Origin of the sequence: Pedobacter deserti (assembly GCF_024436415.1) — a bacterium.
GTDB classification, from domain to species: Bacteria; Bacteroidota; Bacteroidia; order Sphingobacteriales; family Sphingobacteriaceae; genus Pedobacter; species Pedobacter faecalis.
The window spans coordinates 242747-269081 of record NZ_JAFMZQ010000001.1 but is presented as its reverse complement, the minus strand read 5'-3'; the positions used below and the strand labels follow the sequence as shown (position 1 = coordinate 269081).

Genomic DNA, 26335 nt, shown 5'->3' with positions numbered 1-26335 from the left:
CGTTCTGCCTTAACAGGCCATTATGCCTTGCGGGTCAACTCAAATATCGTGATTTCAGGCAAAATACCAACTCTTCCCGGATAGCCCAGGAAGCCGTATCCTACGTTCACATACAATTGCTGCTCAGCTTCACGGTATAAACCCGCCCATTCCTTATAGATATACTGGACGGGGCTCCACTGAAAACTTTCCGTCTGCACTCCGAACTGCATCCCATGGGTATGGCCGCTGAACATCGCATCGATCTGCGGATAGCCGCCGATCACCTGTCCCCGCCAATGCGACGGATCATGCGAAAGCAGAAGCTTCACCGGCAGGTCGTCCGTGTCCTTAATTGCCAGATCCATTTTACCGTATTTCGGGAAACGCCCCATACCCCAGTTTTCAATACCTAGAATTCCAATCTCAGCGCCATCTACTTTGATTCGCCGGTGCTCGTTCATCAGCAGGTCCCAACCCATAAGTTCGTGGGTTTTTATCACATCCTGTAGATTCTTCGCTTTTGCGGCAGAAGGCTCCCGCCCGTAAAAGTAGTCCCCATAGTCATGATTGCCCAATACCGAATACACGCCCAGCGGTGCGTTCAGTTTGCTGAAAATATCCTGGTAGTCGCGCATTTCACTGGCTACATTATTCACAAGGTCGCCCGTGAAAAAGATCAGGTCCGGTTTCTCAGCCATCAGCATTTCCACGCCCCCGCGCACAGCCCGCTGGTTATAAAAACTTCCTGAGTGTATGTCAGACACCTGGGCCAGTTTCATGCCCTCAAAGGCAGAAGGCAGATTCGGCAGCACCAGTCTCCTGCGCTTAACCCGGTAATCGTAGGCACCACTTGCAATGCCCCAGGTCAGCGAAGTCAGCGGAATAGCCGCAGTGATCAGTCCCGCTTTAATAATGAATTCCGATCGACTGATGCCTTTTTGCGCAGGGTCAGTGCCTGCAGGTGTCACCGCAGCTGTGTCGACAGGCCTGGCCCGTTTTCTAGCCGTTAAAGCAATAAACCCACGTCGGAGGTCATCCACAAGCAAAAAAGGCAGCATTACGATCTTACAGGTTACAGTCAGAAAGAAGGCCACCAGTATTACCGAACGGAGCGTGAGGAACAAAGGGAGATAAATAGAAGCAAACACACCGATAACCAGCAGGCCCGTATAGCCCCACCACAAGATGGTGAACCATCGGCGGGTGGCTGGTCGCCACGATTTAAATACACTCAGTATGGCCCTGAAGCAATACAGATCGAATGCCAGCAGGAATACCGACAAGAGAAGAATAAGAGGTAAACGGCCCATCTATGCTGCGTTATCTGAAATCCGAATAATCATCCTCATCGTCCATATCCCCGGCGTTAAACAGGCTGTCGAACATATCTGCAAAGCCAAAGCCGCCTTCCAGGTAGTTTTTGTTCAATTGCGAATACTCGGCCAGGCCATGAAGTACAAACTCCATCAGCAGCAGGGTCTGATTTTCGCTCAGCTTAGGATGAAACTTTCGGACCATCGCGTTCAGGCCAGTCACCTGCATCAGGGTCTTTTTATATTTAGAAGTACTCAGCGCGTCAGAGATATCGATTGTATTCCCTTCGGTAAACCAGGCAGTGATCTCCGAATAAGGGTTGGCCGATTTGCTTTTCTTTGCTTTTTCCGGATCGGGGAAATATTTTGCAAAAAGACTTTTAATGGCTTTACCGATCAGAATGTTGGCCACCTTGGCAGGCCCTTCCAGCTCGCCCTCATAAACCAGTTCTATCTTGCCGGTTACCGCCGGAATGATCCCCGTCAGGTCAGACAGCCGCACAAACGTGTTCTTGTCCCCATTGATCAGCATCCTTCGCTCTGCCGTGCTCACCAGGTTCTCGTAGGCACTGATGGTTAGCCTGGCAGATACGCCCGACTTCTGATCGATAAATTCACTTTTTCGCGCCTCGAATGCCACCTGTTCCACCAGGTCCTTCAGCAGCCCGTCTACCTCAATCAGCCGCTGCGTATCTGTAAGCCTGGCCTCCTGGAAGGTGATCTTTCTTGAAATGCCTATGCTCTTTGGATAGTGCGTCAGGATCTGGCTTTCGATACGGTCCTTCAGCGGTGTTACAATAGAGCCGCGGTTGGTATAATCTTCCGGATTGGCGGTAAACACAAACTGCACGTCGAGCGGCAAACGCAGCTTAAAGCCCCTTATCTGAATGTCTTTCTCCTGAAGCATATTAAACAGCGCCACCTGGATACGCGCCTGCAGGTCGGGCAGCTCATTGATCACAAAGATACTGCGGTGCGCCCGCGGGATAAGCCCGAAATGGATCACCCTTTCGTCGTTATAAGTAAGCTTCAATGTAGCCGCTTTAATCGGATCCACATCCCCGATCAGGTCGGCCACCGTCACATCCGGCGTAGCCAGCTTTTCGGTGTACCGTTCGCTGCGGTGCTGCCAGCTTATAGGCGTCTCATCGCCGTGGATCATGATCTCGTGTTTCGCATACCAGGAAATAGGGTTCAGCGGATCATCAAAGATCTCACTGCCCGTCACGTATGGAATATACTCGTCGAGCAGGTTCACCATTAGCCGTGCAATACGCGTTTTTGCCTGTCCCCGTAAGCCGAGCAGCAGAATATTATGTCTCGAAAGTATAGCCGTTTGCAGTTCCGGTATAACCGTTTCGTCGTACCCCAGTATGCCCTCAAATCCGGCCTCCTTGTTCTGAAGCTGTTTGATCAGGTTCTTGCGGAGCTCGTCTTTTACAAAAAGTGGCTGATATGCTGATGCCTTAAGTTGTCCGAGCGTTTTTATATGATTGTAATCCATGTAATAATCTTAGTTATAGCGCTTTCTTCTGTTATTAATGTAGTCTTCAAATATATATTCCCCCAGGCCGTTCAGCGAACTGTAAAAAGCCTTGCCTCCGTTTGTTTCGGTAAACTGGCGTACAAACTCCTGCAGATAAGGGTCTTTAGCGATCATGAAGGTCGTAATCGGAATCCTCAGGCGTTTGCACTGGGCCGCCATATTCAAGGTCTTGTTGATCACCTTTCGGTCCAGCCCGATGCTGTTTTTATAATACCTTCCGTTTTCCTTCAGACAGGTCGGCTTGCCATCAGTGATCATAAAGATCTGCTTGTTATGTGTTTTCCTGCGGCGCAGCAAATCAGCCGCCAGCTCCAGACCCGCATAGGTATTGGTATGATAGGGGCCAACCTGCAGGTAGGGCAGGTCTTTCACCGTAATGGGCCAGGCATCATTGCCAAACACCACAATGTCGAGCGTGTCTTTCGGATAGCGCGTACGGATCAGCTCGGCCAGGGCCATGGCTACCTTTTTTGCCGGCGTAATGCGGTCTTCCCCATAAAGGATCATGGAGTGCGAAATGTCGATCATCAGCACCGTGGAGGTCAGCGTCTTGTAATCCCTCTCCTGCACTTCCAGATCGCGCTCAGTGAGCGTGAAATTACCGATGCCATGATTCACCTGCGCATTCTGAATGGAGGCCGTCATGTCGATCTGGTCCAGGCTGTCGCCGAAAGCAAACTCGCGGCGATCAGCATTTTTCTCTTCACCTGTGCCGGAAATATTTGAATTGTGATTGCCCTTTCCGGCTTTCTTCAGCTTGCCAAAAATCTCTTCCAAGGCCGATTGACGGATGGTCTGTTCAGCCTTGGCAGTCATGGTCATATTACTATTCCCGTCTTCAGTGATGTAACCTTTCTCTTTCAGTTCATCAATAAAGTCGCCCATGCCATATTCGTTGTTCGTAAGCTTATACTGCTTATCCAGCTCGTTCATCCAGGCCAAGGCCTCGCCCACATCGCCCGAGGTGTAGTTGAGCAGTTGCATGAACAACTTCAGTAAATCCTCGAATCCGCCTTTGGGTGCATCATCGGGCTTAAAATCAGAAAAATGAAACCCTCTCATACACGGTCAACGGTTTTTTAGATGATTTAATATGGCTGTTTGTTCGCGAGCGCCCGGTTTGCACGTTTAACGGCCAGTTTTTCTTTCCAGGACATATATTTTTCCCGAAAGTTCGCCTTCATAAAGTCGTCAAACTTACGCTGCAGGGTCAGGTTGTACAAGCTTTTCGCTTTTACCGCCCAGGATTTATCCCATGCACGCAGACTGATCGAAAAGGAACCGTCAAGGTATTTCATCCAGTGCCAGTATCCCGTGGGCATAAACAGCGTATCGCCATGTTCCAGGAAACCCTCCAGGCCTTTAACGCCTTTCAGTGCAGGGAACTTATCGAAGTCAGGTTTCTCCACGTCATAGTCTTCCAGTGCATAAGTTGCGTAAGGGATCTGGTACAAACGTTCCTTCCATTTATAGTCGAACAGAATAATATGTTTGCGGCCGTTAAAATGCGTGTGAAAAATATGCGCCAGGTCGATGTCGTAATGCAGGAAGGTAACAGAACCCTTACCCCCAAAAAACATATTCGGATAGCTGTCGAGGAAGCCGCCCATCAACTCTTTCGGGGCCCGGTAGTCGTCGAGCAATCCCGGAGCATGCTTAATCGGGTCAAACAGAAATATCCTTAAATCAGTCGGCGTATTGCGGATCAGTTCAATATAGTCGGCAAACTTCATCTCAGCTGCCGAAGCATTGATCGGTTTGGAAGGGTCGGCTTTGGAGCTGTCGTACAAGGGCACGGTCTGATCGCCCACCACCGATTTCATATAATCCAGCGTCCATTTTTCATAAGCAGGCCATGACTTGCTCATGTTTTTAATGATGACCGGTTTTCTGGGATTCAGGTAGTTCTTTTCGAAATCGGCCTTCGAAATATCATCAACGATATCTATTGGAGATAAATCAAACTGCATGTTAAGACAATGTTAATAGACAAAGCTATATAAAAAACGGGTGGATGTATTGCAGCCCGGCAAAATTTAAAAATAACTGACAATTAATCTTTTCGCAATTACACGCGTCTAACTTAGGCAACGCAACAAGTATTTATGAAAGTCCAGGTAAAAGTTTTCGGTACGTTTCTCGTTCTGGTCGTGGCTGCCTTAGTGTGCTCATCCTTCACTAAGCCGGAACCAGCTAAGATCTTTTTTCCTTACAAGCGTTCGGGGCTTAACGAGCAGCAGGCTGCGGCACACCTGCTCAGCAGGTTTACCTATGGTGCCCGGCCCGGCGACGTAGATGCCCTGCTTGCTGTCGGACTCGAAAAGTGGTTCATGCAACAACTTGAAGGCGGCCTTCCCGATGATTCCCTCAATTTAAAGCTGCTGCGTTATCCCAACATCAATTTGAGCAACCAGGAGGTGGGCGATAAATTTCCGCGCAATGCAAAACTTGTCCGGATGGCAATACGTGACGGGGCTGTACATAAGGATTCGGTGAACAAGGGCGACCGCACCGAGTACCGGCGAATGCTGCAGGAGTACCGGGATAAGCACGGACTGGGAACGGAGCAGGAATTGTTCCGCGAGTTCATTAGCCAGAAAGTATTGCGGGCCAGCTATAGCAATAACCAGTTAAGTGAAATGCTTACCGACTTTTGGTTCAATCATTTCAACGTATCGCTCACTAAAGGTCAGTGCGCTGCCTACGTTCCCGCATTTGAGCGCGATGTGATCCGCCCAAATGTCACCGGCAAGTTCAGCGACCTGCTTCTGGCTACCGCCAAATCGCCCGCAATGCTGCTTTATCTTGATAATGCCACGAGTTCGGGCACAAAAGCTAAGGGTGCGCGCAAAGGTGGATTGAACGAGAACTATGCGCGCGAGGTGATGGAATTGCATACACTAGGCGTAGACGGCGGATATACGCAGAACGACGTTACTGAAGCGGCACGCGTGCTCACCGGCTGGGGCGTTTCGCCAGAAGACGAATTCCGTTTTGCCGCGGCCCGGCACGATCAGGCTGAGAAGACCGTTTTAGGTAAGACGTTTGCCGCAGGGGGCGGTTATGAGGAAGGCGTGCAGTTGTTACAGATGCTGGCCAGTCAACCGGCTACTGCTAAGTTCATTTCCCATAAGATCGCGGTGCGCTTTGTTAAAGATGATCCGGATAGGAAGCTGGTCGATAAAATGGCGAAGACCTTTATGCAAAGCGGCGGTGATATCCGTCAGGTACTTATCACCATGGTAAGCGACCCCGGCTTCTGGAGCAAGGATGCGCTGCGCGAGAAGACCAAGTCGCCCTTCGAATACGCCATCAGTGCGGTAAGAACCCTTGATGCAAAAATAGAGCAGCCCTATCAGATTTATAATTGGGTAAACAGGATGGGGCAGAAGATATATTATTACCAGGCCCCTACAGGCTTTCCCGATAAGGCACAATACTGGATCAGCACAGGTGCACTGCTCAGCCGCATGAACTTTGCGCTGGCACTCACTGGCGAGCGTATCCCAGGAGTGAAGGTCAACCTCCTTGCAGCCAGCCCTTCAAAAAATGCGCGTGAGGTCGGCGTGCATATCGGTTCACCGGAGTTTCAACGCAAATAGTCAAGACATGATTTCAAGGAGAGGATTTATTAAAGGAGGTGGATTAGCCCTGTTCGGCATCAGCATCGGTGGGATACCCGGCTTTTTGGCCGAGGCCGTAGCCGGCGTGCAGGCGCCCGGATTGTTTAAGAGACGCAAGATCATGGTCTGCATTTTCCAGCGCGGCGCTATGGACGGACTTATGGCGCTTACGCCATTCAACGATCAGCATCTGAAAGCCGCCAGGCCCGGACTGTTCATGACGCCGGCAAAAGGCAGTGGCAAGTCGCTCATCGATTTGGATGGAACCTTCGGACTTCATCCCTCAATGTCGGTCTTCGAACCGCTGTTTCGCGAGAAGCGCATGGCCATGGTGCACGGCATCGGATCGCCCAATACCACACGCTCGCATTTTGATGCGCAGGATTATATGGAGTCGGGCACGCCCTTTAAAAAGGGCACATCTTCCGGCTGGCTAAACCGCGCCATCGGGCTACTCGGTCACGAGCATGCGACCCCTTTTCAGGGTGTAAGCCTGACTTCGTCGCTGCCCCGGGCCATGTATGGCGAAAAGGCTGCACTGGCCATCAGCAACCTGCAGGATTTTAAGATACAGATGCGCGGCAAACCGGCGGAGGTAAACACCACGGCAAAAAGCTTTGAGGATCTGTACGACCGCAGCACCGGTCTGCTCAAAACCACCGGAAAGGACAGCTTCGATGCCATGAAAGTTCTGCAGAAAGCCGACGTTAGAAATTATAAGCCTGCCAATAATGCTGTTTACCCAGCATCCGCATTAGGCAATTCCCTCAAGCAGATTGCCCAGCTCATTAAGCTGGATGTAGGTCTTGAAGTTGCCTTCGCAGAATCGGGCGGCTGGGACACCCACTTTAACCAGGGTAAAGACACGGGTATTTTTGCCCGGAACGTGGGCGATCTCAGTGAAAGCATCGCGGCTTTTTGGGCCGACCTGGGCACGTATCAGGACGACGTGACGGTGATGACGATGACCGAGTTTGGCCGAACCGTACACCAGAACGGAACAGGTGGTACTGATCACGGTCGCGCTTCCTGTAATTTTATACTGGGCAACAGCGTAAACGGTGGTAAAGTTCATGGATCGGTAGCTCCTCTTGCCAAAGAAAATCTGGAAGATGGAAGAGACCTTGCGGTAACCACCGATTTCCGCAGCGTATTCAGCGAGGTGGCCGACCGCCATTTGGGCATCAATAATGATAAGGTGCTGTTTCCAGACTGGAAGGGCAGCCACATCGGCGTGATGAAAGCCTAGCGGTGATCTTCAGGCGATAAAAAGAAACCTGAAGCAATATGATCGGCAAAGAGCTTGCCCTCCGCAGAGAGCCTCAAGAGTTCGTTGTCCTGCGTCAACCAGCCTTTTCGCAGAAACTTTTCTGAAGTCCGCAGCGTATCCTGGTAAAAGTGATCCCCAAACACGGTGCTAACATGTGAAAGGTCTGTACCCCACATGGTACGAAGCGAGGTCATCATATATTCATTAAACTGATCGTATACGCTCAACTGCTCAATTGTTTCCGGTAGGTTACCCGCGTTAACTGCCTTCATGTACAAAGCATTGTTGGCTATGTTCAAATAGCGCGTTTTTCCATCAAAGCCATGCGCTGAGGGACCAATACCCAGGTAAGGCACGCCCCGCCAGTAATTCGTATTGTGTACGGCATACCTGCCAGGCCTCGCAAAATTAGAGATCTCATACTGTTCCAGCCCCGCCTCACCAAGCTTTTCAATCACCGTAAGAAACTGCGACGCGCTCTGCTCATCGCTTACAGGTACGGTAGCGCCCTTTTCAATCGCCTTAGCCAGCGCAGTGCGCGGCTCCACGGTTAAGGAATAAGCCGAAACATGCGGAATTTCCAGCTCCCGAAGTTTAGCGATATTATGCAGCAGCTTGGCGTCGGTAAGCAGGGGATAGCCATAAATCAGGTCGGCGTTCAGGTTCTCAAAACCCGCATCCTGGCTGCGCTTGATACAGTCCTCCGCCTCCATGGCATTATGCGCCCGGTTCATCCAGATCAGATCTTCCTCAAAAAAGGACTGAATACCAATGCTGAAGCGGTTGACCGGCAACTGCCTCAGTCCGGCGATCTTCTGCGCGTCAAGGTCATCCGGATTAGCCTCCAGTGTAACCTCCGCATCTGCTGCCACGTTATAGTTGGCCAGAATCACATCAAAGATCCTTTGCAGTTGCTTCAGCGGTAACACCGAAGGCGTACCTCCGCCAAAATATACCGTGCCCACCTCTCCCGCAACCCGATCCTTTTTCATCAGCAGTTCCTTACAGATCGCATCGGTCATGTCATCCGCGTACTTCAGTGAAGTACTGAAATGAAAATCACAGTAGGTGCAGGCCTTTTTACAAAAAGGGATATGAATATAGATTCCGGGCATATCGCAACAAATTTCGCGATTTTTTGTCGCATACTCAGTATCGCGACAACCTCGGGATTCAAACGCATCAGTTTTTCTTCAGTTTTAACGATAAGATTGTATATTGGTAAAGTTAACTTGTTAAGTCTCAGCCAACCATCATGACGCTTACCATTGTATTACTAATCGCCGCTTTCGTGCTCTTTTTTCTATGGCGCAGACCTGTGAAGAACTATACCTCGCTGGTGTCTGTTCCTAAGACCGATATCCTTATGCAGCTATACGATCTGAAATGTGAAACCTTTATTTCGGGCGTCCAGCGACCAGACCTTAATTTTAAAAAATGCGATCTGGTTATAACTCATTCCGCTGTGCTCGTGTTTGGCTATTCAGGGTTGATGAAGCATAAGCTGTACGTTAAACCTCTTATTTTTCATAAGGCAGAAGCTGCACCGCCATACCATTCTGGTTTGCATATTATTCCCAAGAAAATTAACCTCCACTCTTTCGAGAACACCGTCTATATCATGTTTGAAGTCGCCGGCTTTATGACCGCGACGATCGACTTACGCATTTTCGATGTTCCCGAAGAGGCACGTGAAAGGATGAGCTTTCTCATTACTACTTCATAACCTCGGCCAGTTTCTGTTCAAGAGCCTGTCCTCTCAGGTTTTTAGCAACAATAATCCCGTTAGGGTCAATCAGGAAGTTTTGAGGGATGGCCTTGACACCGTACAATACTGCAGCCTGATTTTCGAAGCCCTTGAGGTCCGATACATGCGTCCAGCTTAGTCCATCTTTCGCAATCGCATCAATCCAGGCCTGTTTACCTGAAGGCATATCCAGCGAAACACCCAAAACTGTAAAACCTTTGTCTTTATAAGCTTTATAAGCCTTTACCACTACCGGGTTTTCCGCGCGGCACGGCGCACACCAGCTTGCCCAAAAATCTATCAGCACGTATTTCCCTTTAAAAGAAGACAGACTTACCGGCTTACCATCAACATCGTTCTGCGTAAAGTCGGCCGCTTTTGACCGGAGCGGCGTTAGCGCATCCGCTGCTGCGGCCTCTGTGTCTGCCTTTTTTTGTGTCTCCTGCAATGCCTCGCTTCTGCGTCTCAGCACCTCATCAATAGCCAGCCCAATGCTGGAATTACGCAGCTTCTCTGGAAAGATCTGGTTTAAAGTATCCGTCATTTCAGGGGTTAAAAAGCCGATCGCAAAAAGTGAGTAAGTGAAGTACGGACTTGCCGGTGATTCCGGATGCTCACGTATATAGCTGATCAAATTTACCAAAGCATTGCCCAATAAGGCAGTACTCCTCGATTGTACTTCTTTTTTAAGAGAATCATTCGCCTCGTAGCCCTCCGTCTGCATCATTTTATTGATGGCTGCGGCTTCCTTGGAAGAGTAGTCGGTTGCCTTATGGAATTCGGTATTGGCAAGCGAACCGGTACCGGTGACCACCGCATTCCCTAGCGCAGCGTCCGAAACGATATCAATGACCCCATGGTCTGCCAGCAGCACATACTGTGCGTTACTTCCAGGCTTTTTGGTTTCTCCAGCCTTAAAGCTTAAGGTTAAAGGCACAGGCACGTCAACCGAACCCGTGAACGCGTATTTCCCATCTTTTACCAACGCACTGTCGGGGCCCTTTTTAGTGATCGGATCATAACTCATATAGACCTTTGCAGGCATCGGATTCATGTTTTTCAGCGTTCCGTTGATCCTGAAATTCTTCACCTGCGAAACAGCAGGCGATACGCATAGCAATAGCAGTCCGGCCGCTATGAAGCCGCATTTTAGTGTTTTCATATATGTAACTTGATTATGGATTAATAGCCTGGCGTTTGCTTAAGATTAGGATTTAACCTGGTGTCTTCTACACGGATCGGCCAGAATTGCATCTCATTCTGCCATTCCGCACCGCCTTTAACTACTGCCTCTGCAGTCATCACAGCTGTGATTGCAGCCGTTCTTTTCAGATCGAAGAAGCGACTGCCAAACTCTGCAAACAGTTCCGTCCGTCGTTCTTTGGCCACGGCGGCCAGGCAGGCGTCCTGACCGATCGTTGCCGCATAATCAGGGAGTGCTCCTGGAACTGCCGCTCTGGACCTCGCCCGAATGGCATTCAAATCCTGCACGGCACCCGCAACATTATTACGCTGTGCACGCGCCTCGGCCCTGATCAGGTATTGCTCGCCGATTCTCAGCAAGATTTGATATTCTGCTCCGGGTACCGCCGATTTATATTTATTAGGATAGTAATATGTGCTGGCTGGAGTAGTGGTGGTTGCTCTCCTCACCCACTCCGTAAAACGGAGGTCGCCTGGTTCAAAGGCATTGATCAGCGATTGGCTCAGCGGCGTTTTTACTGTAAGCGCTGCCGGTGTAGCCACTATCGCCGGCGCACCGGCATTGTACAGATTATAGTCGGGCGCCAGCCCTGTAGCAGGGGGCGACAAAGCCCAGATGGTTTCCTTACTGTTCGCTAAAAAGGCGCTGGCATGCGGAACGAGGTCGAACACCGAAGTGCCCGCTTCAATCACACTTGTCGCCTCCGCCTCCGCGCTGGCCCAGTCGCCCGTGTACAAGTACACTCTTGCAAGAAGTGCTGTCGCCGCATAGCGATTTGGCCTGCCGCGAGTGCTTGTTGGCTGTGCAAATCCATCCGTATAGGCCGTGCCCAAGAGCGATTGCGCCTCTTTCAGGTCCAGGATCATCTGCTGATATACCTGCTCGCGCGGGGCTCTCGACAATTTATTATTTACGTTATGGTCCGGCGTTAGGGCCAGAGGTACATCACCAAACAGGTTGACCAGGTAAAAATACAGGGTCGCCCTGCACACCAGACTCTCGCCCAGCCATTGGTTTTTACTGCTCAGGCCAGAGCTTTCCTTGATGCCCTTGATGGCCACATTACACTTATACAATTCCCGGTATAAGCCTTCCCATTGCGTAACTATGCCGGCGTTGAGCGCATTTTTGTAAAAAGCCTCGTTGCTGGTGGCATTCACATCCAGGTTCTGCAATTCGTCTGCATACAAACCCGCTTTCAGGCCTATGCTGTTCGACGTGAAATAGGTGTTGCTCATCATGTTCAGGAAAATTCCCGACACAACCGCCGAGGAGGAGGCGTCGCTGACAAATGCATTTTCGCCAGCTATGGTATCTGAAGGAAGATCAATATCAAGGAACTTTTTGCAGCCACCAAAAGCCAGGCTCAAAAAGAGTAGCGCTGTTACCAGCATCGATCTTCTTATTATATTGGTTTTCATAGTATTCAGTTTATAAAGAAACATTTAGACCTAAATTGTATATCCGCATCTGCGGCAAATTACCCGCACTCATATTCTCCGGGTCCAGCGAGCCATATTTTGAGATGGTCAGCAAATTCTGCCCCTGAAGTACAACGCTCGCACGCGTGAGTTTTAGTTTTTTCAGAAGTTCAGGCGAGAGCGAATAGGCAAGCTGCACATTTTGAAGCTTTGAAAATATGATACGCTCGTATGCGCCGGTACTGTTGTTAAAGTTATTCTGACCAAGCACCGACGTCAGCGTATTAGTGGTCAGTTTAGCCACTTCTGCAACATCACCGGGGTTCTGCCAGCGTTTATTATATACATGATAGGTGGTATTTGTGTTGATCCTTCCCGGCATCAAACCCTGTTGCCCCAGGTAGTTCCTGCCCATTTTGTTGATCAATGAGAATGTAAAGTCGAGCGACACCGACTTGTAACGGATCGTATTGCTAATGCTGCCCTCGTACTTTGGGAACAATTCTACGGTCTGGGTCCTGTCAAGCACCTGATCGAGCGCCTTACCGCCTAAGAATACAAAGCCGGTAAACGGATCTTTAACACCCTCACGGTTAATGAAGTTGTACAGGCCGGTCTCGGGATCTACACCCGCATATTCATACACGCGGATGGCTGTGACTGATTGCCCCACCCTCCATGAAATATCCGGCGTGGTCAGGTCTTCCGGAAAGTACACCAGCTTGCTGTCGCCCGTAGTAAATATGATGTTCGAAGTCCAGCTGAAATCCCTACCATCAAAATTCCTGGTCGTCAACGTCGTTTCCACACCACGGTTCTGCAGTATTGCCGGCGTGTTAGCCCTCACGCTGGTGAACCCCGTTACACTCGAAACAGGGTTTTGGATAAGCTGGTTAGTTGTCCTGTTTTTATAAACAACAGCCTGCAACAGTATGCGCTCCTTAAAAAAGCCCAGATCGAGTCCAATGTCTGTTTTCTTGTTTTCTTCCCATCCCAGTTCAGGGTTGGAAAGGCGCGAAGGCTGCAAAGTGGTCTTACCCAGGTAAGGCAAGCCCGAACTAAAGTTTCCGAGATAGCTGAAAGGAGGAATGCCATCTCCACCCGCAGTGCCCATACTTGCCCTCAGCTTACCGAAACTTAAGACTGGGAAATGCTCTTTGATCCATTTCTCCTCGGTGAAGATATAACTCAGCCCGCCCGCAGCAAAGGTGCCAAAGCGCCTGTCCGGGCCGAATGATGCAGAACCATCATAACGGACACTAAAGTCACCAATAAACTTATTACTCCAGTTGTAATTCAGCAGGCCGATGTAGCCCATCTTTCTTGCCTGAGGGGTGGTGAGTTCAGTCATGGTCTGGGTAGAACCCGAAGAAGGATTTCTCAACAAGGCGTCCGAGTTAAAACCCACACCCTTAATCTCCTGCCTGTTTTGCAGGCGGTCGGTAAAGCTCGCTATTGCGCGGAGGGTAAGCGTACCTTTAGCGCCCGCTTTAGTGGTATAAATAGCTCCTGGTTCAACGGTCCATGTCCGGATGCCGAAAGTATTGATAACGCTGTTGGTCTGCTGATTAACATTTTGTGTTCTCGGATCAAAAGCTGTGGTCGGAATGGCACTCAGCTCGCTCATGTCTAACAAGTTATATCCGAAATCAGCTTTCAGGCTAAGGCCCTTTACAGGTCTGAAGACCAGGTTGGTGCTTCCGATGAGGTTGTTGGTTAGTCCTCTATACATTGAGTTTCTCAGTCCGGCCGTGTTTTGAGGGATTTCCCAGTTTACACTACCGTCGGGCAGAATTGTAGCCGGGCCATTAGGCGCCCTGGTGAAATTCCCGTCGCCCGAAAAATCAAAATGCACCATGTCGTTTATCTTCGATCCATAGCTCGCCGAAACGTTCACACTAAACTTATTATCGGGAGTCACCGAGTTCAGATTCATGCGCACCGTCCCTTCGTTGATGCCGCCCTTCGAAGTTTGTATGTCCTCATAGGAGTTATATGTACCCGATATCAGGTAGTTGGTGCCGTTTGCACCGCCCGAATAACTGGCGCTTACCCTATTGGACGCTGCGGCACGACCTTGCAGCTCCTTCTGAAAGTTCGTGTAGCGGTCTTCGGGATACGTACCATTGATGTCCACGTCAACAGCGGTCGGCGACAAGCCATCGTTTCTAAGCGCCTCACGCCGCATTGCCAGATAATCGGCCGTATTCAGTAGATCCAGGCGTGTTCCCCTTACCTCAATACCCCTGTTCAGGTTTATATCCAAACGTGGTTTACCACCCTTGGCCCTTTTGGTGGTGATGAGGATGACACCATATGCACCGCTTGAGCCATATACCGAGGTAGAAGCCGCGTCTTTTAACACATCAATACTCTCAATGTCGTTCATGTTGATGTAATTCATGGCGTTTCCACCAACGGTCATTCCTGTGCCAGACGTCCCGTTTCTGCTCAGGTTGATTTCACCCAGCACAGGCAGACCGCCAATCAGGCCCACATTGTTGCCATTATTTCCGCCCGCGGGGTAAGGCACACCGTCGATGATATACAGAGGATCGACTGCATTAAAACCGTTAATACCCCTTACCCGTACCTTAAATCCACCATCGTGCACACCGGTGGTCTGGTTTACCGACAAGCCGGGCACGCGGTAGGCAAGCGCCTGGAGCACATTCGGGACCGGGTTTTTTTGAAGCTCTTCTGCCCTGATCGTTGTCGTACTTCCGGTATTCAGTCTTTTTGTGGTGGTACTGTAGCCCAGCACCTGCACCTGATCCAGATCCGCAATATCTTCCATCATCACAATGGCTTTTACTTTAGGGTCGTTTGCCGCGATCTCCAGGGTTTTATAACCTACGTAGGTAAACACAAGGATGCTGGATTCCTGAGGTGGGCTGATCACAAAAATACCGTCTTTGTTAGTCGCCGTATTGAGTCGCGTGTCTTTCACGGTAACGGTAACCCCTGCAAGCGGCACAGCATATTTGTCGGTTACCCTGCCCACCACAATAGGGGCTGCCGGTTTCTGCACCAGCGGTGTTTGCTGGCCTTTTCTAATCACGATGATCTTGTCATCGATGCTGAAGTTCAGCGACTGATTTTTCAGCACCTGCTGAAGCACCGATCTTACATCAAGGTTGCGCCCTATAACCGTCACCGGTTTCGTCTTTTCGATCAGCACATCGGTATAAAAGAAACCATAGCCAGTCTGGGTCATAATTTCCTTAAAGACCTGGCTAAGCTGCGCATTCTTTAAATTCAGCGTTACCCGCTGGGCCTTACTGCTTGCGCTAACATGCAGTATTACTGCGGTTAACAGTACAACGGTTAGTTTCATCACGCGCAAAATTTGAGGCATACAGGTCCGCGACCTGCATGATTTTCTAGCATAAAATTTCATACATTTGTTTAGGTTGCTTCGCCATATGACTGCCTGAACAGCCATCATCATATGGTGAAAAATTCATTAATTCATTTAATGATTAAGCCGAAGAGCCGGAAGTGGTTGCACACTCCCGGTTTTTTTACGCCTAACCTTTAGCCGCGGCAATGATTGCTGTAGATCTGTTTCATAGTTTTTGGTTTGGTTGGTTAAGTATTCTGTTAGTTGTTTATTTTAGTTTGATTCGTAGATGGTGATGACCTTGCCGCGAACCTCAAGCCTGATGTTTTCCGTGGCATTCAGCATCCGGAATATAGCCGAGATGTCCGTGTTTCTGGGCAAGGTGCCGCTGAAGGTCAGATTGCTCTTGTAACCCTCATATCTCACCTCTATATCGTACCAGCGGGCAACCTCCTTCATGATTTCCGGTAAGGTCTGGTTCTTAAATATGAAAAATCCATTTTTCCATGCCACCGCCTGTTCCGTATCTGCATCAGAGATTTTGAGCTGCCCGGCCTTAAACACCGCCTGCTGCCCTGGCTTTAGTAAGGCAGACTCCGTATCGTCTATGGTCTTATCCGGCACAATTACAACAGAGCCCTCCAGCAAGGTCGTCTTCACAACAGGCTCGTCGCCATAAGCGTTAAGGTTAAAATGTGTCCCGAGCACCCTTACCACCTGCCCGGCCGCGTGTACAACAAACGGCCGGCTCTTGTCTTTGGCAACCTCAAAATAGCCCTCGCCCTGCAGATAAATCTCCCTTTGCTGTGTATTTGCGAAACTAGCAGGGAATTTGAGTGAAGAAGAAGCGTTCAGCCAGACTTTCGAACCATCGGGCAGGATCACCTGATAGGTTCCGCCGCGAGGCGTCGACACCATCGTCGCAGCATCCGCTTCCCGGGCTGCCAGACCGTCAAGCTCCGAGCCGTCTGCATAGGTTATTGTAGTGGCGTCGACCAAAACACCGGTCTTGCTGCTGTTCAAAGCTATGGTCTTGCCGTTTGACAGTGTAAGCGTTGCGCGGTTTTCACCAGGATGTATGCCGTCATATTTTGAAAGTTGCTTCCCCTTGATGTCCGAAGAATCCGGCGCATTAAAAAACAGCACCAAGCCGATAATAGCAATAACCGATGCCGCAGCAACAGCGATGCGGGGCCACAGGCGAACCGATTTGGCCGGAACAAGCCTGGAAATCAATGCCCGTCTGGCCGCCTCCTTATCACTGCCCGCAAACAGTTCCAGCTCTGCCGATACACAGTCTTCCTCCGTCAAGCGTTCAAAAATCTCCCGGTTCCTGGAGTCCTCATTCAGCCACCGATCAAGTTCAGCTTGTTCCGCCAGATCAAGCTCCCCCTTCAAATGCCTCAAGATCAGTTGCCCGTAAGCGTAGTATTTGCTGTAGTTCTCCATTTTTTGGTCGCTTTACAATAAAGACACCCAAAAAATAAAAGTGGATAACGAAATGAAGAATTATTTAAAAACACATAGGAACAAGGCGAACATTTCCGGTCTCAGTTTCAACCTCAAAAGCTCCAAAGCCTTCTGTTTTTGTTTTTTTACGGTGTTTACCGACATGCACAGCTCGTCTGCAATCTCCTGGTTCTTTTTGCCCTCGAAATAGCTCATTCTGGAAATCTGCCTATACTGTTCCGGCAGCGATTCAATAGCGCAGTGAATTTCCGCGATAACCTCTGCGCTGATCATCGCCTCCATAACATCAGGCTCGCGCGGCTCCTCCTTGTCCTGTCGCTCCAGATGCTTATCCACCACCTTGCCGTGCCTGATGACGTTAAGAGCCGCGTTATGGACCGTGCTGTAAAGGAAATTCTTGATGGCAGTCTCATTCTCCGCTACCGAATTTGCCTGCTGCCAGTATTTCAAAAAGGCATCCTGCGCAATATCCCGGGCCTGCTCCTTATCTGCCACAATTTTATAGCAGAAATAAACCAGCCTATCGTAATAGCGGTCAAAAACAGCAGCTAAATCCCCAACTTGCATAAATACCTGATGAACATCCCAAGTTTAAATTTACTAAGAAATTAAAGCAAGTCTATACAATTATTTTCAATCTCAGGTAGGCGGAAACTATTAAGCTCGGATTCTTGAAATATTTCTTATCTTGTGTAAGTACAGCTACGCACAAAACTAAGCCAATAAGGTCTCTATGAAAACTGGACTGCTCTTCTCTTTTTGGATGCTTTGGGCAACCGTTGCCGTCGCCCAGGTCCTTCCAACTTATCATCTCAATATAGGCGACCCCGCACCTGCAATTAAGGTTAAGCATTGGATAAAGGGCACTCCTGTTACCGCCTTTGAAAAGGAGAAGATTTATGTAATCGATTTTTGGGCCACCTGGTGCGTACCCTGTAAGGTTACCATGCCCCACACATCAAAACTGGCAGAGAAGTATAAAGACAAGGCGACGTTTCTGGCTATTGACGTCTACGAAAAGGAGGATGTCCCCATCGCAGACATAAAGAAGCTCGTAGACACGATGGGTGATAAAATGAACTTCCATGTGGGTATAGAAGAGGGTAAGTTTATGTCGAAAAACTGGCTGGATACCTCGGGAACCTATGGAATACCGACGATCTTTATCGTGAACGATGGCAGGCTCGACTGGATTGGTCACCCTAAATACCTGGACAGTGTGCTTACCAAAATTTTAAACAAAACCTGGAGCCCTGAACTTGCAAGGATTAAGCTGACCGACCAACGATATCTGCGGCAACTGAATTCTGTATCCATAGCCGAATTTCTTAGAAGAACCGACCGTGTGGAAGTCGATATACCGGGTAATACCTATAAGCAGGTCAGGACCACTCCCGATTCCATATTGATGATCCTGGATGAAATGGTGAAACACATACCAACGCTGAAATATTATGGGAATTTTGCCTCATTCAGGTTTTCGGCATTATTAGAGACCGATCAGCAGAGGGCCATCGACTTTGCCCGAGAAGTTCTAGCTTATGAGCGTGAAGATCCTTCGTATTTGACATTCGCAGCATTGATTGAAGAAGAGTTTGATAAGCTGGATATACAGCAAGAGATTTACAGATTTGGCGCCGCATGTTACCAAGCATGGATAGATGAAAATCCGTATCCCGAATATGGAAACGTGCCTGTTAAGTACAAGAAAATGGCCCTAATGTACCGGCGAGCAGGCGATATTGAGAAAGCAGAAGAAGCTGACCGGAAGGCCGCGGGTGAGCTGCTGTGACAGGCTTACGGAAACACTTGAGCCGCAGGGTAAGAGCTCATATCAAATAAAAACCTGTACAAAGGGAATTTCGTGTCTGGACCACAGCCATCTTCCGAGTATGGTACACCACTCACTTGGGTATTGAATAACAGGCAATGATCAGCAAAAATGTAATCAGGGAAGCAGGATAAAATGACGTTATCCAGCTTTTCGATAGCATCCAAAGCTTCCCGATTTGTCTGGCTCAGGCGAGATACGGCTACGGTTCTTGCCGGATGGCCGTAATGAACAATATCCCGATACTTGATGTGCTCCTCAACGAAAAAAGTATAGCAATTGGTCAGAAGTGAAATGTTGAACGTAAGCATTACTGTGCGCTCATTACGCTCCGATTTTGTGTCAGACAAAACAATAGACCCCGTATAACTGGGAAACTGACGAGAAAAAAAATTATAGACTTCCAGACCGTCGAAGCTGTCGTTTAGTTGATCTGTAAGCCTGTTAACATGCTCAGGGAGCGTGTTATTCATCAGCAGAGTTATTTTGTCGCCGACGATATTCTTCACTTTCTGGAAACCTTCAAATTGCTCATTCATTATCTGATAGCCCACCGGGTAATATTCCTGAACGGCACGGATCAGTCCAGTGAGTGGCGAAGGGCTGTCAGGCTCAATGTGTAAATGAGGGATCATAGATCAAATGATTTGACAAAATTTATTTGAATTCCTTTATTACTTTCGAAAATGAAGTCTTTCATACTCTGTGAAGTATATTTTTCGAAGTCTCCAACAATAACCAGCCGCATTTTATAGTTCACAAACTTCTGTAATATCTCGCCAGCCAGACCTGTCTTCAAGTCAAAAAATTCCGGAGCGATGTTTTTTTCTGAAACCACAATACGGTCGTAGTCCTGATAATACAAATCTACGATGAGTTGAAGCGTGTCTTCCGGGTTATTAATCAGAATATCGCTGCTTACAAGTTCGGCAGTGTTGATGTTGTCTGTGTTGTGAGCGATAATTTGCATATGGCTAATATATCGAATTTTTGGAAGTGGCAGGCAGCAACACTCGCGAGATTTTAAATAGATGAATCCGATGCAAATTTATTAAGTTTGATAAAATGACCTCAAACGCAATTAATGCTGCTCTATGAAACTGAAATTTAACCTTGTCCTTCTTTTAATATGCTTTGCATCTAATATTGCTTTGGCAGCAGATTTTATTTTGGAAGGTAAAATCCAAAACCTGGGCGGCAAGACGTTCACAATTAATAGAATAGGCGCCTACACCAATGTTATTGAAATAGTGTCCACAGATACTGGTGGTGCCTTTTATTACCAGTCTAAGCTTTTGGGTAACGAAGCATTGACGATGGTTCTGGCAGATAAAATTTACCAGTTATATATCGAACCTGGTGATCATATCATATTTAATTACGACGCATCCTCTCAAAAACTGATTTCCCTCACTGGAATTACGCCCGAAATTTCCAAAAGATACAGGTTTGATTTCACCTACAACGGTGAGATGATATACGATGTTGCTATGTTAGCTAAAGCCGTTAACGAAAAGCAGATCTCTCAAGATTCTGCATATGGAGCTTTTCAAAAAAACCTAGACAGACACGCAAAGAGAATTGACGAATCGCAGGGAGTGCTAGGTCCCAACGCGTTCAAATACTATGCTGACCTGTATTTTAGTCACCTGCTTTATATGAAGACTACTGAGGTTAAGGATTATCAGAAGCTACGTTTCTCCAAAGTCACCAAATCGAATTTACTGTCAGAATCTGAGGATCCTATGGGAATAGTCTCCAGGAAATTAGTTGAAAACTCTGACTTTTACCGCACATACTTGAGGCACAGATTCTTTATCCGAGATTCAACGGACGACGCTCTGTATGGGAAGTATGGCGACGCAAAGAAAGCCGCTCCCTGGATAGACTATCGGAAATCCAGTAAAATAGCAGACGAGTTTATTCGGGACTGGTATCTAACATCAATTAGCATAGATGCTTTTAAAAATTACGACTTCACAGAAGCTCAAAACGTTTTGGAGAAGTCGCTTGCCGATATAAAAGATCCGCAATTTAAACGCTTATTGCGTGGTTTCAGAGATCAGGTAATCTCGACGCTTGACAATAAAATCCCGAAAGTGAAACTGATAAGTATCGACGGAAAGGAGTACGGCTTCGATTCGTTCGAGGGGAAAGTGATTTATGTCACTTTTTGGGCTACCAGCTGTGCACCATGCCTAAAAGAATTTGAGCTGCACCGTCCGGCGTTCAATGCCCGGTTCGCGAACGATTCAGACCTTGCCGTTGTAAATGTCTGTCTGGATGCAGATATTTCAACATGGCGTAAGCTTATTGATAAGTATGGCATCAGTGGCGTAAATGTTCGGGGAACCTATGAAGAGATTTCTCCAAAGTTTCAAGTGCATTCCATCCCACGGTACATGATTGTTGACAAAAAAGGCAAGATACGAGAATATTCGGCGACGTCTTCAAAAGACTTGCTAAACGACAACGGCATAATCGAGCAGCTGTTGCGAGAGTAGTAATCTATTAACATATGCAGATATTAGTTTATCTTAGTCACAATTTGTAGTAAGATGACCATTCACGAGGATATACAATCGTTTGTGGGAGCCTTGGAGGGCCAGCGAGCGAACAAAGGTATTTTTATTACAACATCAACTTTCGCCAATACCGCACGTGAGTACGTCAAGACGATCTCAAAAAAAGTAATCCTCATCGATGGTCAGGAGCTTGCAGAATACATGATTGATTATAGTCTCGGCGTGTCTACAATCCAGACTTTTGAAATTAAGCGTATAGACAGCGATTATTTTGAGGAATAAATTGATAGATGTTTATGCCATTATACAGCAGTACTGGCCGCTCGGGATGGCTTTCATTCTTGCAGGCTTGTACAGAATATTTAAACCGCGTATCAAAGGAGCGCTTGGAGAGCGGAAAATAGCTTTGCGCCTGAATGGCTTAAGCCGATATAAATACAAAGTAATTAACAATCTGGTCCTGGAAGTGAATGGTCGGACCTCTCAGATCGACCACGTGGTAATTTCTGACTTCGGAGTTTTTGTCATTGAGACCAAAAATGTGAAGGGCTGGATTGTCGGAAACGAGCACTCCGAGTACTGGATGCAGGTTATTTATAAGCGCAAGGAGAAACTATATAACCCGCTAAGGCAAAACCAGGCGCACATTGCCGCGTTAAAACATCATCTTTACAATTTCCCAAACATAACCTACGTACCGATAGTCGTTTTCTCTAATAGGTCGGCCATTAAAGTCGAGACAGATGCGTTTGTAATCTATTCTTCTCAACTAACTAGTGTAATCAAGCAGTCTTCAGAGACCCGGCTTTCGCAGGCTGAAAAGGAAACCATCTTTGCGAAATTAACGGCTGTTAACTTAAGTGGAACGTATGACCGCGCCACTCATATCAAAGGAATTAGAAAACGCATTAAGGAAAGAGACAAATCAATACAACACGGCAAATGCCCACAGTGCGGCGGTGCGTTGACCGCTCGACAAGGAAGGTTCGGTAGGTTTTTCGGATGTAGCAACTATCCGCAATGCAAATTCACGGTCAATCAATAGTCCTTAGTAGCTAAACTGCGAATATTCGAGCAGGTATATTGGGCTGATGAGTGATGCTGCAAGCGGAATGATTTCATGATTATACCAAATAGGGTACAAGATGCTACCTGGTGTCCACCAAATGGCAGATTAATGGCAGATTTGTTCGGGACTAATCCACAAAAGGTACCCGTTTTTGCGAAGAAGCCTGTGATTATTCTCCAATTAGTCTGCCATCAGGCTCCTGCTTGGGGGCAGTAATGTCTAGTCTTGTTATAGCTTAATACTAGTCTCGAAGCTACTTACCATCGAACACTGCAGATAAAATTGAGATTCAGAAATCTTCAAAGAACGCTTACATGAATTTGCTTGTCATGTTCAGAGCGAAAGTGAACTGGATAACTGCAATATCCTTGCCTATGCTGATAGGAGTTTTTTTTTCAGACGGGTTTTTTCCCAATCATTTATTTCAGTGAAAGAGCAAACAAGAAGGCTTTTTGGAAGGATATAAATAAACTACAAGGACACTTAGATACACTGACAGACTAATCAATCAATCGCCGTCTTCCAGTTGAAAAACTTCTTCTACCGCCACCCCAAACACCGCAGCTATCTTTAAAGCAAGTACTGTAGACGGAATATACTTGCCCGATTCCAATGTATTGATCGTTTGCCGCGATACCTGCACCAGGTCTGCAAGTTCGGCCTGGGTGATGTTCTTTATTGCCCGTTGAATTCTTATCGTATTTTTCATTAAAGAGGTTTAGATTTCTTTGACAAGATTTCTGTTCAAGATATACAAGCAATAGTAAAACCTTGCAATGAAGACAATTAAAGTGGTGATTACGTTGTAGGTCATAATAGATAAGAATCCTAAACCATAGGTGGCAAAAATTACGACCAATACGATAACATAATTTACAATAGCCGCCCATTGCCAGGACTCTAATCTTATTTTTCTGATAAGTTCATCTTCACGCTCTTGCCTGGCAAGTGAGATCATCAACAGAGACACAATAATCCCGGCAAATGCGAACTCGTTAGTGAGGTTATAATCGGCGAACATTTTGTCTTCCGAATAATATATCTGAAACCCCGGAATTTGAAACCCGTACCACTCCGTTGCGATGGAAAGCGCTAAAAAACACAGGAAGCCAATCCAGCCTATAGATTTAAACTTTGCGGGTAATAGAAATTGATTTTTCATATCATATCATATTTGTTTTACCAAATGTAAAATACATATTTCATAATGTCAAGTAAACTTTACTTTTTATGGCGGGATAATTCTTGTATTTTGTGATATGGTCAACAAATTATTCTACATTGTATATAACAGCTATTACAAACATGGCAATTACAAACGCGATATCCCGGCGCTTACGGTAGGTGGAATATTTTGTGCAGTAGTCTTTTCACTTTTTCTGACCGCTCATTTTATGTTCTTTTATGAGAAAGACGAGGGAAAAGAGATGATTTCCTGGCTCGGTTGCAGCAAAGGTCAACTTATTTTTCACTCTATCTTCATTGCGGCCATGCTGATCACGTATTTCAGATTCTTTTGGCGGAATACACATAGAGCGATCTACGAGCAATTTAAGGCAGATGAGTATCTTAATTCTCGTAAGGCTAAGTTCATAGGGTTTGCGGTCGTTCTGTTTTTTATACTACTGCCAATACTCTACGCCATAATAAAAGCGTACTGTCTGTATGGTTCACTGTACATTACAGCCTAAATCTTTGTGAGCGTAAGCATAATTATATCCGATCATTAGCATCCTTGGACAACCTGAAGCTTTCAGGATAGTTTTCATCGTTTTATACCAGATTTAAGCCAGCCAGACGCAGCGATAATTTTCTTGTCGTGCTGTAGGTCGTTAAAATTATCCGGACCGGAAATTGAAATGTCAGGGTCCAGTGCTCTAGTATAAGTGTTTCCGTTTCGATCCTTTCCGTATCCAACCGACAGATTCATAAATGCATCATTGTTTACTTTAAAACCATCGTTAACCGTCACATAACCGGCGGTAGTCTCTCCTAACGTGACGGTGTGATGCCTGCCTTTGAACGCCATAATCAGGAACTCTCCAGAGCTACCAGTTGCGTGGCTGGTAAGTATCACCACGGGTAAAGTTGAGGCATCAGTTGAACATTTAGGAAGTATACTCGCTAACTTGGATGTATCTATGTAAAAATTATGGTCCTGCAATAGCCATTTGGACTCTACTTTCGTTTGAAACGATCCTATGTATTCCCGACCCAGTAGTGGCTCCAGACCTAACACCATAGGATATAATGCCCCGCCACCGTTGGTTCTCAGATCGAGAATGATTCCTTTAGGGTTCCTTTTCAATAAGAAACAAAGACTGTCACTGAGGCTTTGCGCAAGCGAATCAAACTTGTGTTTCGACTGACCAGGCATGGAAGGAACCCTTAAGTACCCAATATTATCTTCCAATATTTTTGCCCTTACACCGGACTTTTTTTTCCATTCATTCCTTATGCTGTCAGAGATTACGGGATCTTTTTTACTATATCTGAAAACACTGTCGCGGTAAAAAAATGCCCCGTGAAAATCATTTACAGATCTTAACAGGTATCGCATGACATCGCCGAGCTCGTACGCATTTGATAGATTGCGTGCTTTAAGTAAAGCATTCTCCCTGACATCGACCCAATCGACCTGATTTGAATTTATCGAATTCTTTTTCATGATCAAGATAGTACTATCGATCAAAGATTTGATTTCTTTACTTTTAAGTTCCTGAGAAGAGGCTGAAACATGGATGAGGCTTAATACAGTTCCGATAAATAATAAGATTTTTCTGTTCATGTTGTCATACTTAATTGCTTGTAAATACAACACTGCCGTTCGCCTTCCAGATTAGGCGATCGCAGATTTTTCGATCAAAAATAGGAATCGAAGTTTCGTTATTATCTGCTTGGCTTATTAGGCTGACGACATCCGCCTTGTCCCTCGATAAAGTTGCCAAGACCTTTACTATGTCGACTTTGACGAAAAGTACTACAGCTTTACCGTCGTTATATCGGATTTCGCTCAACTCCTCTTTGATGGCTGCGGCGTTATCGATATTTAAGCTGTCCACTAAACTTTCCGATACATACGGCCCTATCACGATAAATTGATCCCAATCGGCGGTACCAACAAAATCGCAAATCGGAAACGTTGCAACTTTTACGGTATCCTGCTTTGCTGCAAGAACAAATCTGTCGACTTTTGGATCAAGATCAATGAATCTAACGCTGGGTTTTCTCGAGCATGAAGCCAACGATAGGCAATAAATCGAATATAAGATGACGAGTCTTTTGGTCATGACTGACTATCCGAGGTGAAATTGAATATATTCATATTGCTTTTCTTTGATTGACAATTTATGAATAAATCGCTTATTCTGCTAGGTCCTATAATTTCACTATATTAACTTGCGTAACGGCCAAAACAGATCCCATGAATAAACGCTTTTTACTCTTCGCAGCAGCATTCACGATATTCTCAATATCATCCTTTGGACAAGAGCAGACAAAGATAAAGGTAATTGATATTAACAACATCGATCAGTCGCACTTGACTGGTGATATATATCTGGTGGATCACAGCCTTAAAGACTTAGCCGGAACATACCGGAGCGAACAGGATGGAACTACACTAATTTTAAACCTGAAGGTTGACGACATTCGGGTTAATGCAGGCGAAAGGAAAATCAAAATTCAGGCTTTGATCGCCACATATCAGGTGTTTCGGGAAGGCACACTGATCGCAAGAAGCTCGAAGACTGAGAGGATGGTGGGAAATCGATTATCTCATAAGCCGGAAACGCTTCAGTTTTATACTGATGATAAGCATGGTACAGCCACTGCAATAGATATGTTGATTAGAGATAAGACGACCCTCGTTATTGCTATGAGCAAAGATCAGGGTTGGATAAAACCTCAGCGCGAGCGGGAATTTGCGTTCTCGCTGCCGGTAACTGTTGCTAAGGTCGAGTAGTTATTCAATGTAGATTTCCTTGCCTTT

The 26335-nt window shown here is 47.0% G+C and carries 25 protein-coding genes; 9 read left to right on the top strand and 16 right to left on the bottom strand.

All coding sequences use genetic code 11. From position 1 onward, the window contains the following. Positions 1-20: 20 nt before the first annotated feature. Genes J3P40_RS01260 through J3P40_RS01245 form a run of 4 tightly spaced genes read right to left on the bottom strand, consistent with a single transcriptional unit; the run spans position 21 to position 4811 of the window. The gene (locus J3P40_RS01260; RefSeq protein WP_256002045.1) at positions 21-1292 is read right to left on the bottom strand and encodes a metallophosphoesterase; all 1272 of its coding nucleotides are present in this window, start codon (positions 1290-1292) and stop codon (positions 21-23) included. 10 nt (positions 1293-1302) lie between these two features. After that, positions 1303-2799 (bottom strand): sigma 54-interacting transcriptional regulator, encoded by a 1497-nt coding sequence (locus J3P40_RS01255; RefSeq protein WP_256002044.1) that lies wholly within the window; start codon positions 2797-2799, stop codon positions 1303-1305. A 9-nt stretch (positions 2800-2808) separates the two neighbouring features. After that, entirely contained in the window at positions 2809-3903 is a 1095-nt protein-coding gene (locus J3P40_RS01250; RefSeq protein ID WP_256002043.1) for a vWA domain-containing protein, read from the bottom strand. Between the two features lie 26 nt (positions 3904-3929). Next, entirely contained in the window at positions 3930-4811 is an 882-nt protein-coding gene (locus tag J3P40_RS01245; protein WP_256002042.1) for a cupin-like domain-containing protein, read from the bottom strand. 135 nt (positions 4812-4946) lie between these two features. Here J3P40_RS01245 and J3P40_RS01240 point away from each other — a divergent pair, with 135 nt between their 5' ends. After that, positions 4947-6443, top strand: a complete 1497-nt coding sequence (locus J3P40_RS01240; RefSeq protein WP_256002041.1) for a DUF1800 domain-containing protein — start codon at positions 4947-4949, stop codon at positions 6441-6443. A 7-nt stretch (positions 6444-6450) separates the two neighbouring features. Then, on the top strand, positions 6451-7713 hold the full coding sequence (locus J3P40_RS01235; RefSeq protein WP_256002040.1) for a DUF1501 domain-containing protein: 1263 nt from the start codon (positions 6451-6453) through the stop codon (positions 7711-7713). On the opposite strand, the gene hemW is transcribed toward J3P40_RS01235, so the two are convergent. Further along, positions 7710-8849, bottom strand: a complete 1140-nt coding sequence (gene hemW / locus J3P40_RS01230; protein ID WP_256002039.1) for a radical SAM family heme chaperone HemW — start codon at positions 8847-8849, stop codon at positions 7710-7712. The two genes, J3P40_RS01235 and hemW, sit on opposite strands and share 4 nt — an antisense overlap. A 140-nt stretch (positions 8850-8989) precedes the next feature. On the opposite strand from hemW, the gene J3P40_RS01225 reads away from it, so the two are divergent. Further along, positions 8990-9460, top strand: coding sequence for a hypothetical protein (locus J3P40_RS01225; RefSeq protein WP_256002038.1), 471 nt, complete (start codon positions 8990-8992; stop codon positions 9458-9460). Here the strand turns inward: J3P40_RS01225 and J3P40_RS01220 are convergent. From J3P40_RS01220 to J3P40_RS01200, 5 genes are all read right to left on the bottom strand, one after another. Continuing rightward, positions 9450-10643 carry a TlpA disulfide reductase family protein gene (locus J3P40_RS01220; protein WP_256002037.1) on the bottom strand — a complete coding sequence of 398 codons (1194 nt, stop codon included), beginning with the start codon at positions 10641-10643 and terminating at the stop codon, positions 9450-9452. The genes J3P40_RS01225 and J3P40_RS01220 overlap by 11 nt on opposite strands. A gap of 20 nt (positions 10644-10663) precedes the next feature. Beyond that, positions 10664-12106: a RagB/SusD family nutrient uptake outer membrane protein gene (locus J3P40_RS01215; RefSeq protein ID WP_256002036.1), complete on the bottom strand. Its 1443-nt coding sequence runs from the start codon at positions 12104-12106 to the stop codon at positions 10664-10666. A 10-nt stretch (positions 12107-12116) separates the two neighbouring features. Further along, positions 12117-15443 (bottom strand): SusC/RagA family TonB-linked outer membrane protein, encoded by a 3327-nt coding sequence (locus tag J3P40_RS01210; protein WP_256002035.1) that lies wholly within the window; start codon positions 15441-15443, stop codon positions 12117-12119. Between the two features lie 279 nt (positions 15444-15722). Continuing rightward, on the bottom strand, positions 15723-16898 hold the full coding sequence (locus J3P40_RS01205; protein ID WP_256002034.1) for a FecR family protein: 1176 nt from the start codon (positions 16896-16898) through the stop codon (positions 15723-15725). Positions 16899-16958: 60 nt separating this feature from the next. Beyond that, complete coding sequence (locus J3P40_RS01200; RefSeq protein WP_256002033.1) at positions 16959-17486, bottom strand: RNA polymerase sigma-70 factor; 528 nt, start codon at positions 17484-17486, stop codon at positions 16959-16961. 166 nt (positions 17487-17652) lie between these two features. Between J3P40_RS01200 and J3P40_RS01195 the strand changes: the two genes are divergently transcribed. Beyond that, entirely contained in the window at positions 17653-18711 is a 1059-nt protein-coding gene (locus tag J3P40_RS01195) for a TlpA family protein disulfide reductase (RefSeq protein ID WP_256002032.1), read from the top strand. A gap of 5 nt (positions 18712-18716) precedes the next feature. On the opposite strand, the gene J3P40_RS01190 is transcribed toward J3P40_RS01195, so the two are convergent. Both J3P40_RS01190 and J3P40_RS01185 read right to left on the bottom strand, forming a co-directional pair. Beyond that, the gene (locus J3P40_RS01190; RefSeq protein WP_256002031.1) at positions 18717-19385 is read right to left on the bottom strand and encodes a hypothetical protein; all 669 of its coding nucleotides are present in this window, start codon (positions 19383-19385) and stop codon (positions 18717-18719) included. Further along, entirely contained in the window at positions 19382-19720 is a 339-nt protein-coding gene (locus J3P40_RS01185; protein WP_256002030.1) for a DUF4180 domain-containing protein, read from the bottom strand. Before J3P40_RS01185 ends, J3P40_RS01190 begins: the two co-directional genes overlap by 4 nt. 124 nt (positions 19721-19844) lie before the next feature. Here J3P40_RS01185 and J3P40_RS01180 point away from each other — a divergent pair, with 124 nt between their 5' ends. From J3P40_RS01180 to J3P40_RS01170, 3 genes are read left to right on the top strand one after another with little or no spacing between them, the layout of a single operon-like run. Further along, positions 19845-21254 (top strand): TlpA family protein disulfide reductase, encoded by a 1410-nt coding sequence (locus J3P40_RS01180; protein ID WP_256002029.1) that lies wholly within the window; start codon positions 19845-19847, stop codon positions 21252-21254. A gap of 30 nt (positions 21255-21284) precedes the next feature. Then, positions 21285-21557, top strand: coding sequence for a restriction endonuclease (locus J3P40_RS01175; protein WP_373276295.1), 273 nt, complete (start codon positions 21285-21287; stop codon positions 21555-21557). Further along, complete coding sequence (locus J3P40_RS01170; RefSeq protein WP_256002027.1) at positions 21547-22320, top strand: NERD domain-containing protein; 774 nt, start codon at positions 21547-21549, stop codon at positions 22318-22320. Before J3P40_RS01175 ends, J3P40_RS01170 begins: the two co-directional genes overlap by 11 nt. 532 nt (positions 22321-22852) lie before the next feature. On the opposite strand, the gene J3P40_RS01165 is transcribed toward J3P40_RS01170, so the two are convergent. After that, positions 22853-23053 (bottom strand): helix-turn-helix transcriptional regulator, encoded by a 201-nt coding sequence (locus J3P40_RS01165; protein ID WP_256002026.1) that lies wholly within the window; start codon positions 23051-23053, stop codon positions 22853-22855. 9 nt (positions 23054-23062) lie between these two features. Beyond that, positions 23063-23506 (bottom strand): hypothetical protein, encoded by a 444-nt coding sequence (locus tag J3P40_RS01160; RefSeq protein WP_256002025.1) that lies wholly within the window; start codon positions 23504-23506, stop codon positions 23063-23065. Between the two features lie 97 nt (positions 23507-23603). On the opposite strand from J3P40_RS01160, the gene J3P40_RS01155 reads away from it, so the two are divergent. Continuing rightward, positions 23604-24035, top strand: a complete 432-nt coding sequence (locus J3P40_RS01155; RefSeq protein WP_256002024.1) for a hypothetical protein — start codon at positions 23604-23606, stop codon at positions 24033-24035. A gap of 74 nt (positions 24036-24109) precedes the next feature. Here the strand turns inward: J3P40_RS01155 and J3P40_RS01150 are convergent, their stop codons facing one another. Continuing rightward, positions 24110-25132: a S41 family peptidase gene (locus J3P40_RS01150; RefSeq protein ID WP_256002023.1), complete on the bottom strand. Its 1023-nt coding sequence runs from the start codon at positions 25130-25132 to the stop codon at positions 24110-24112. A gap of 10 nt (positions 25133-25142) precedes the next feature. Further along, positions 25143-25634, bottom strand: a complete 492-nt coding sequence (locus J3P40_RS01145; RefSeq protein WP_256002020.1) for a hypothetical protein — start codon at positions 25632-25634, stop codon at positions 25143-25145. A gap of 134 nt (positions 25635-25768) precedes the next feature. Here J3P40_RS01145 and J3P40_RS01140 point away from each other — a divergent pair, with 134 nt between their 5' ends. Further along, positions 25769-26308 (top strand): hypothetical protein, encoded by a 540-nt coding sequence (locus tag J3P40_RS01140; protein ID WP_256002018.1) that lies wholly within the window; start codon positions 25769-25771, stop codon positions 26306-26308. Positions 26309-26335 lie beyond the last annotated feature (27 nt).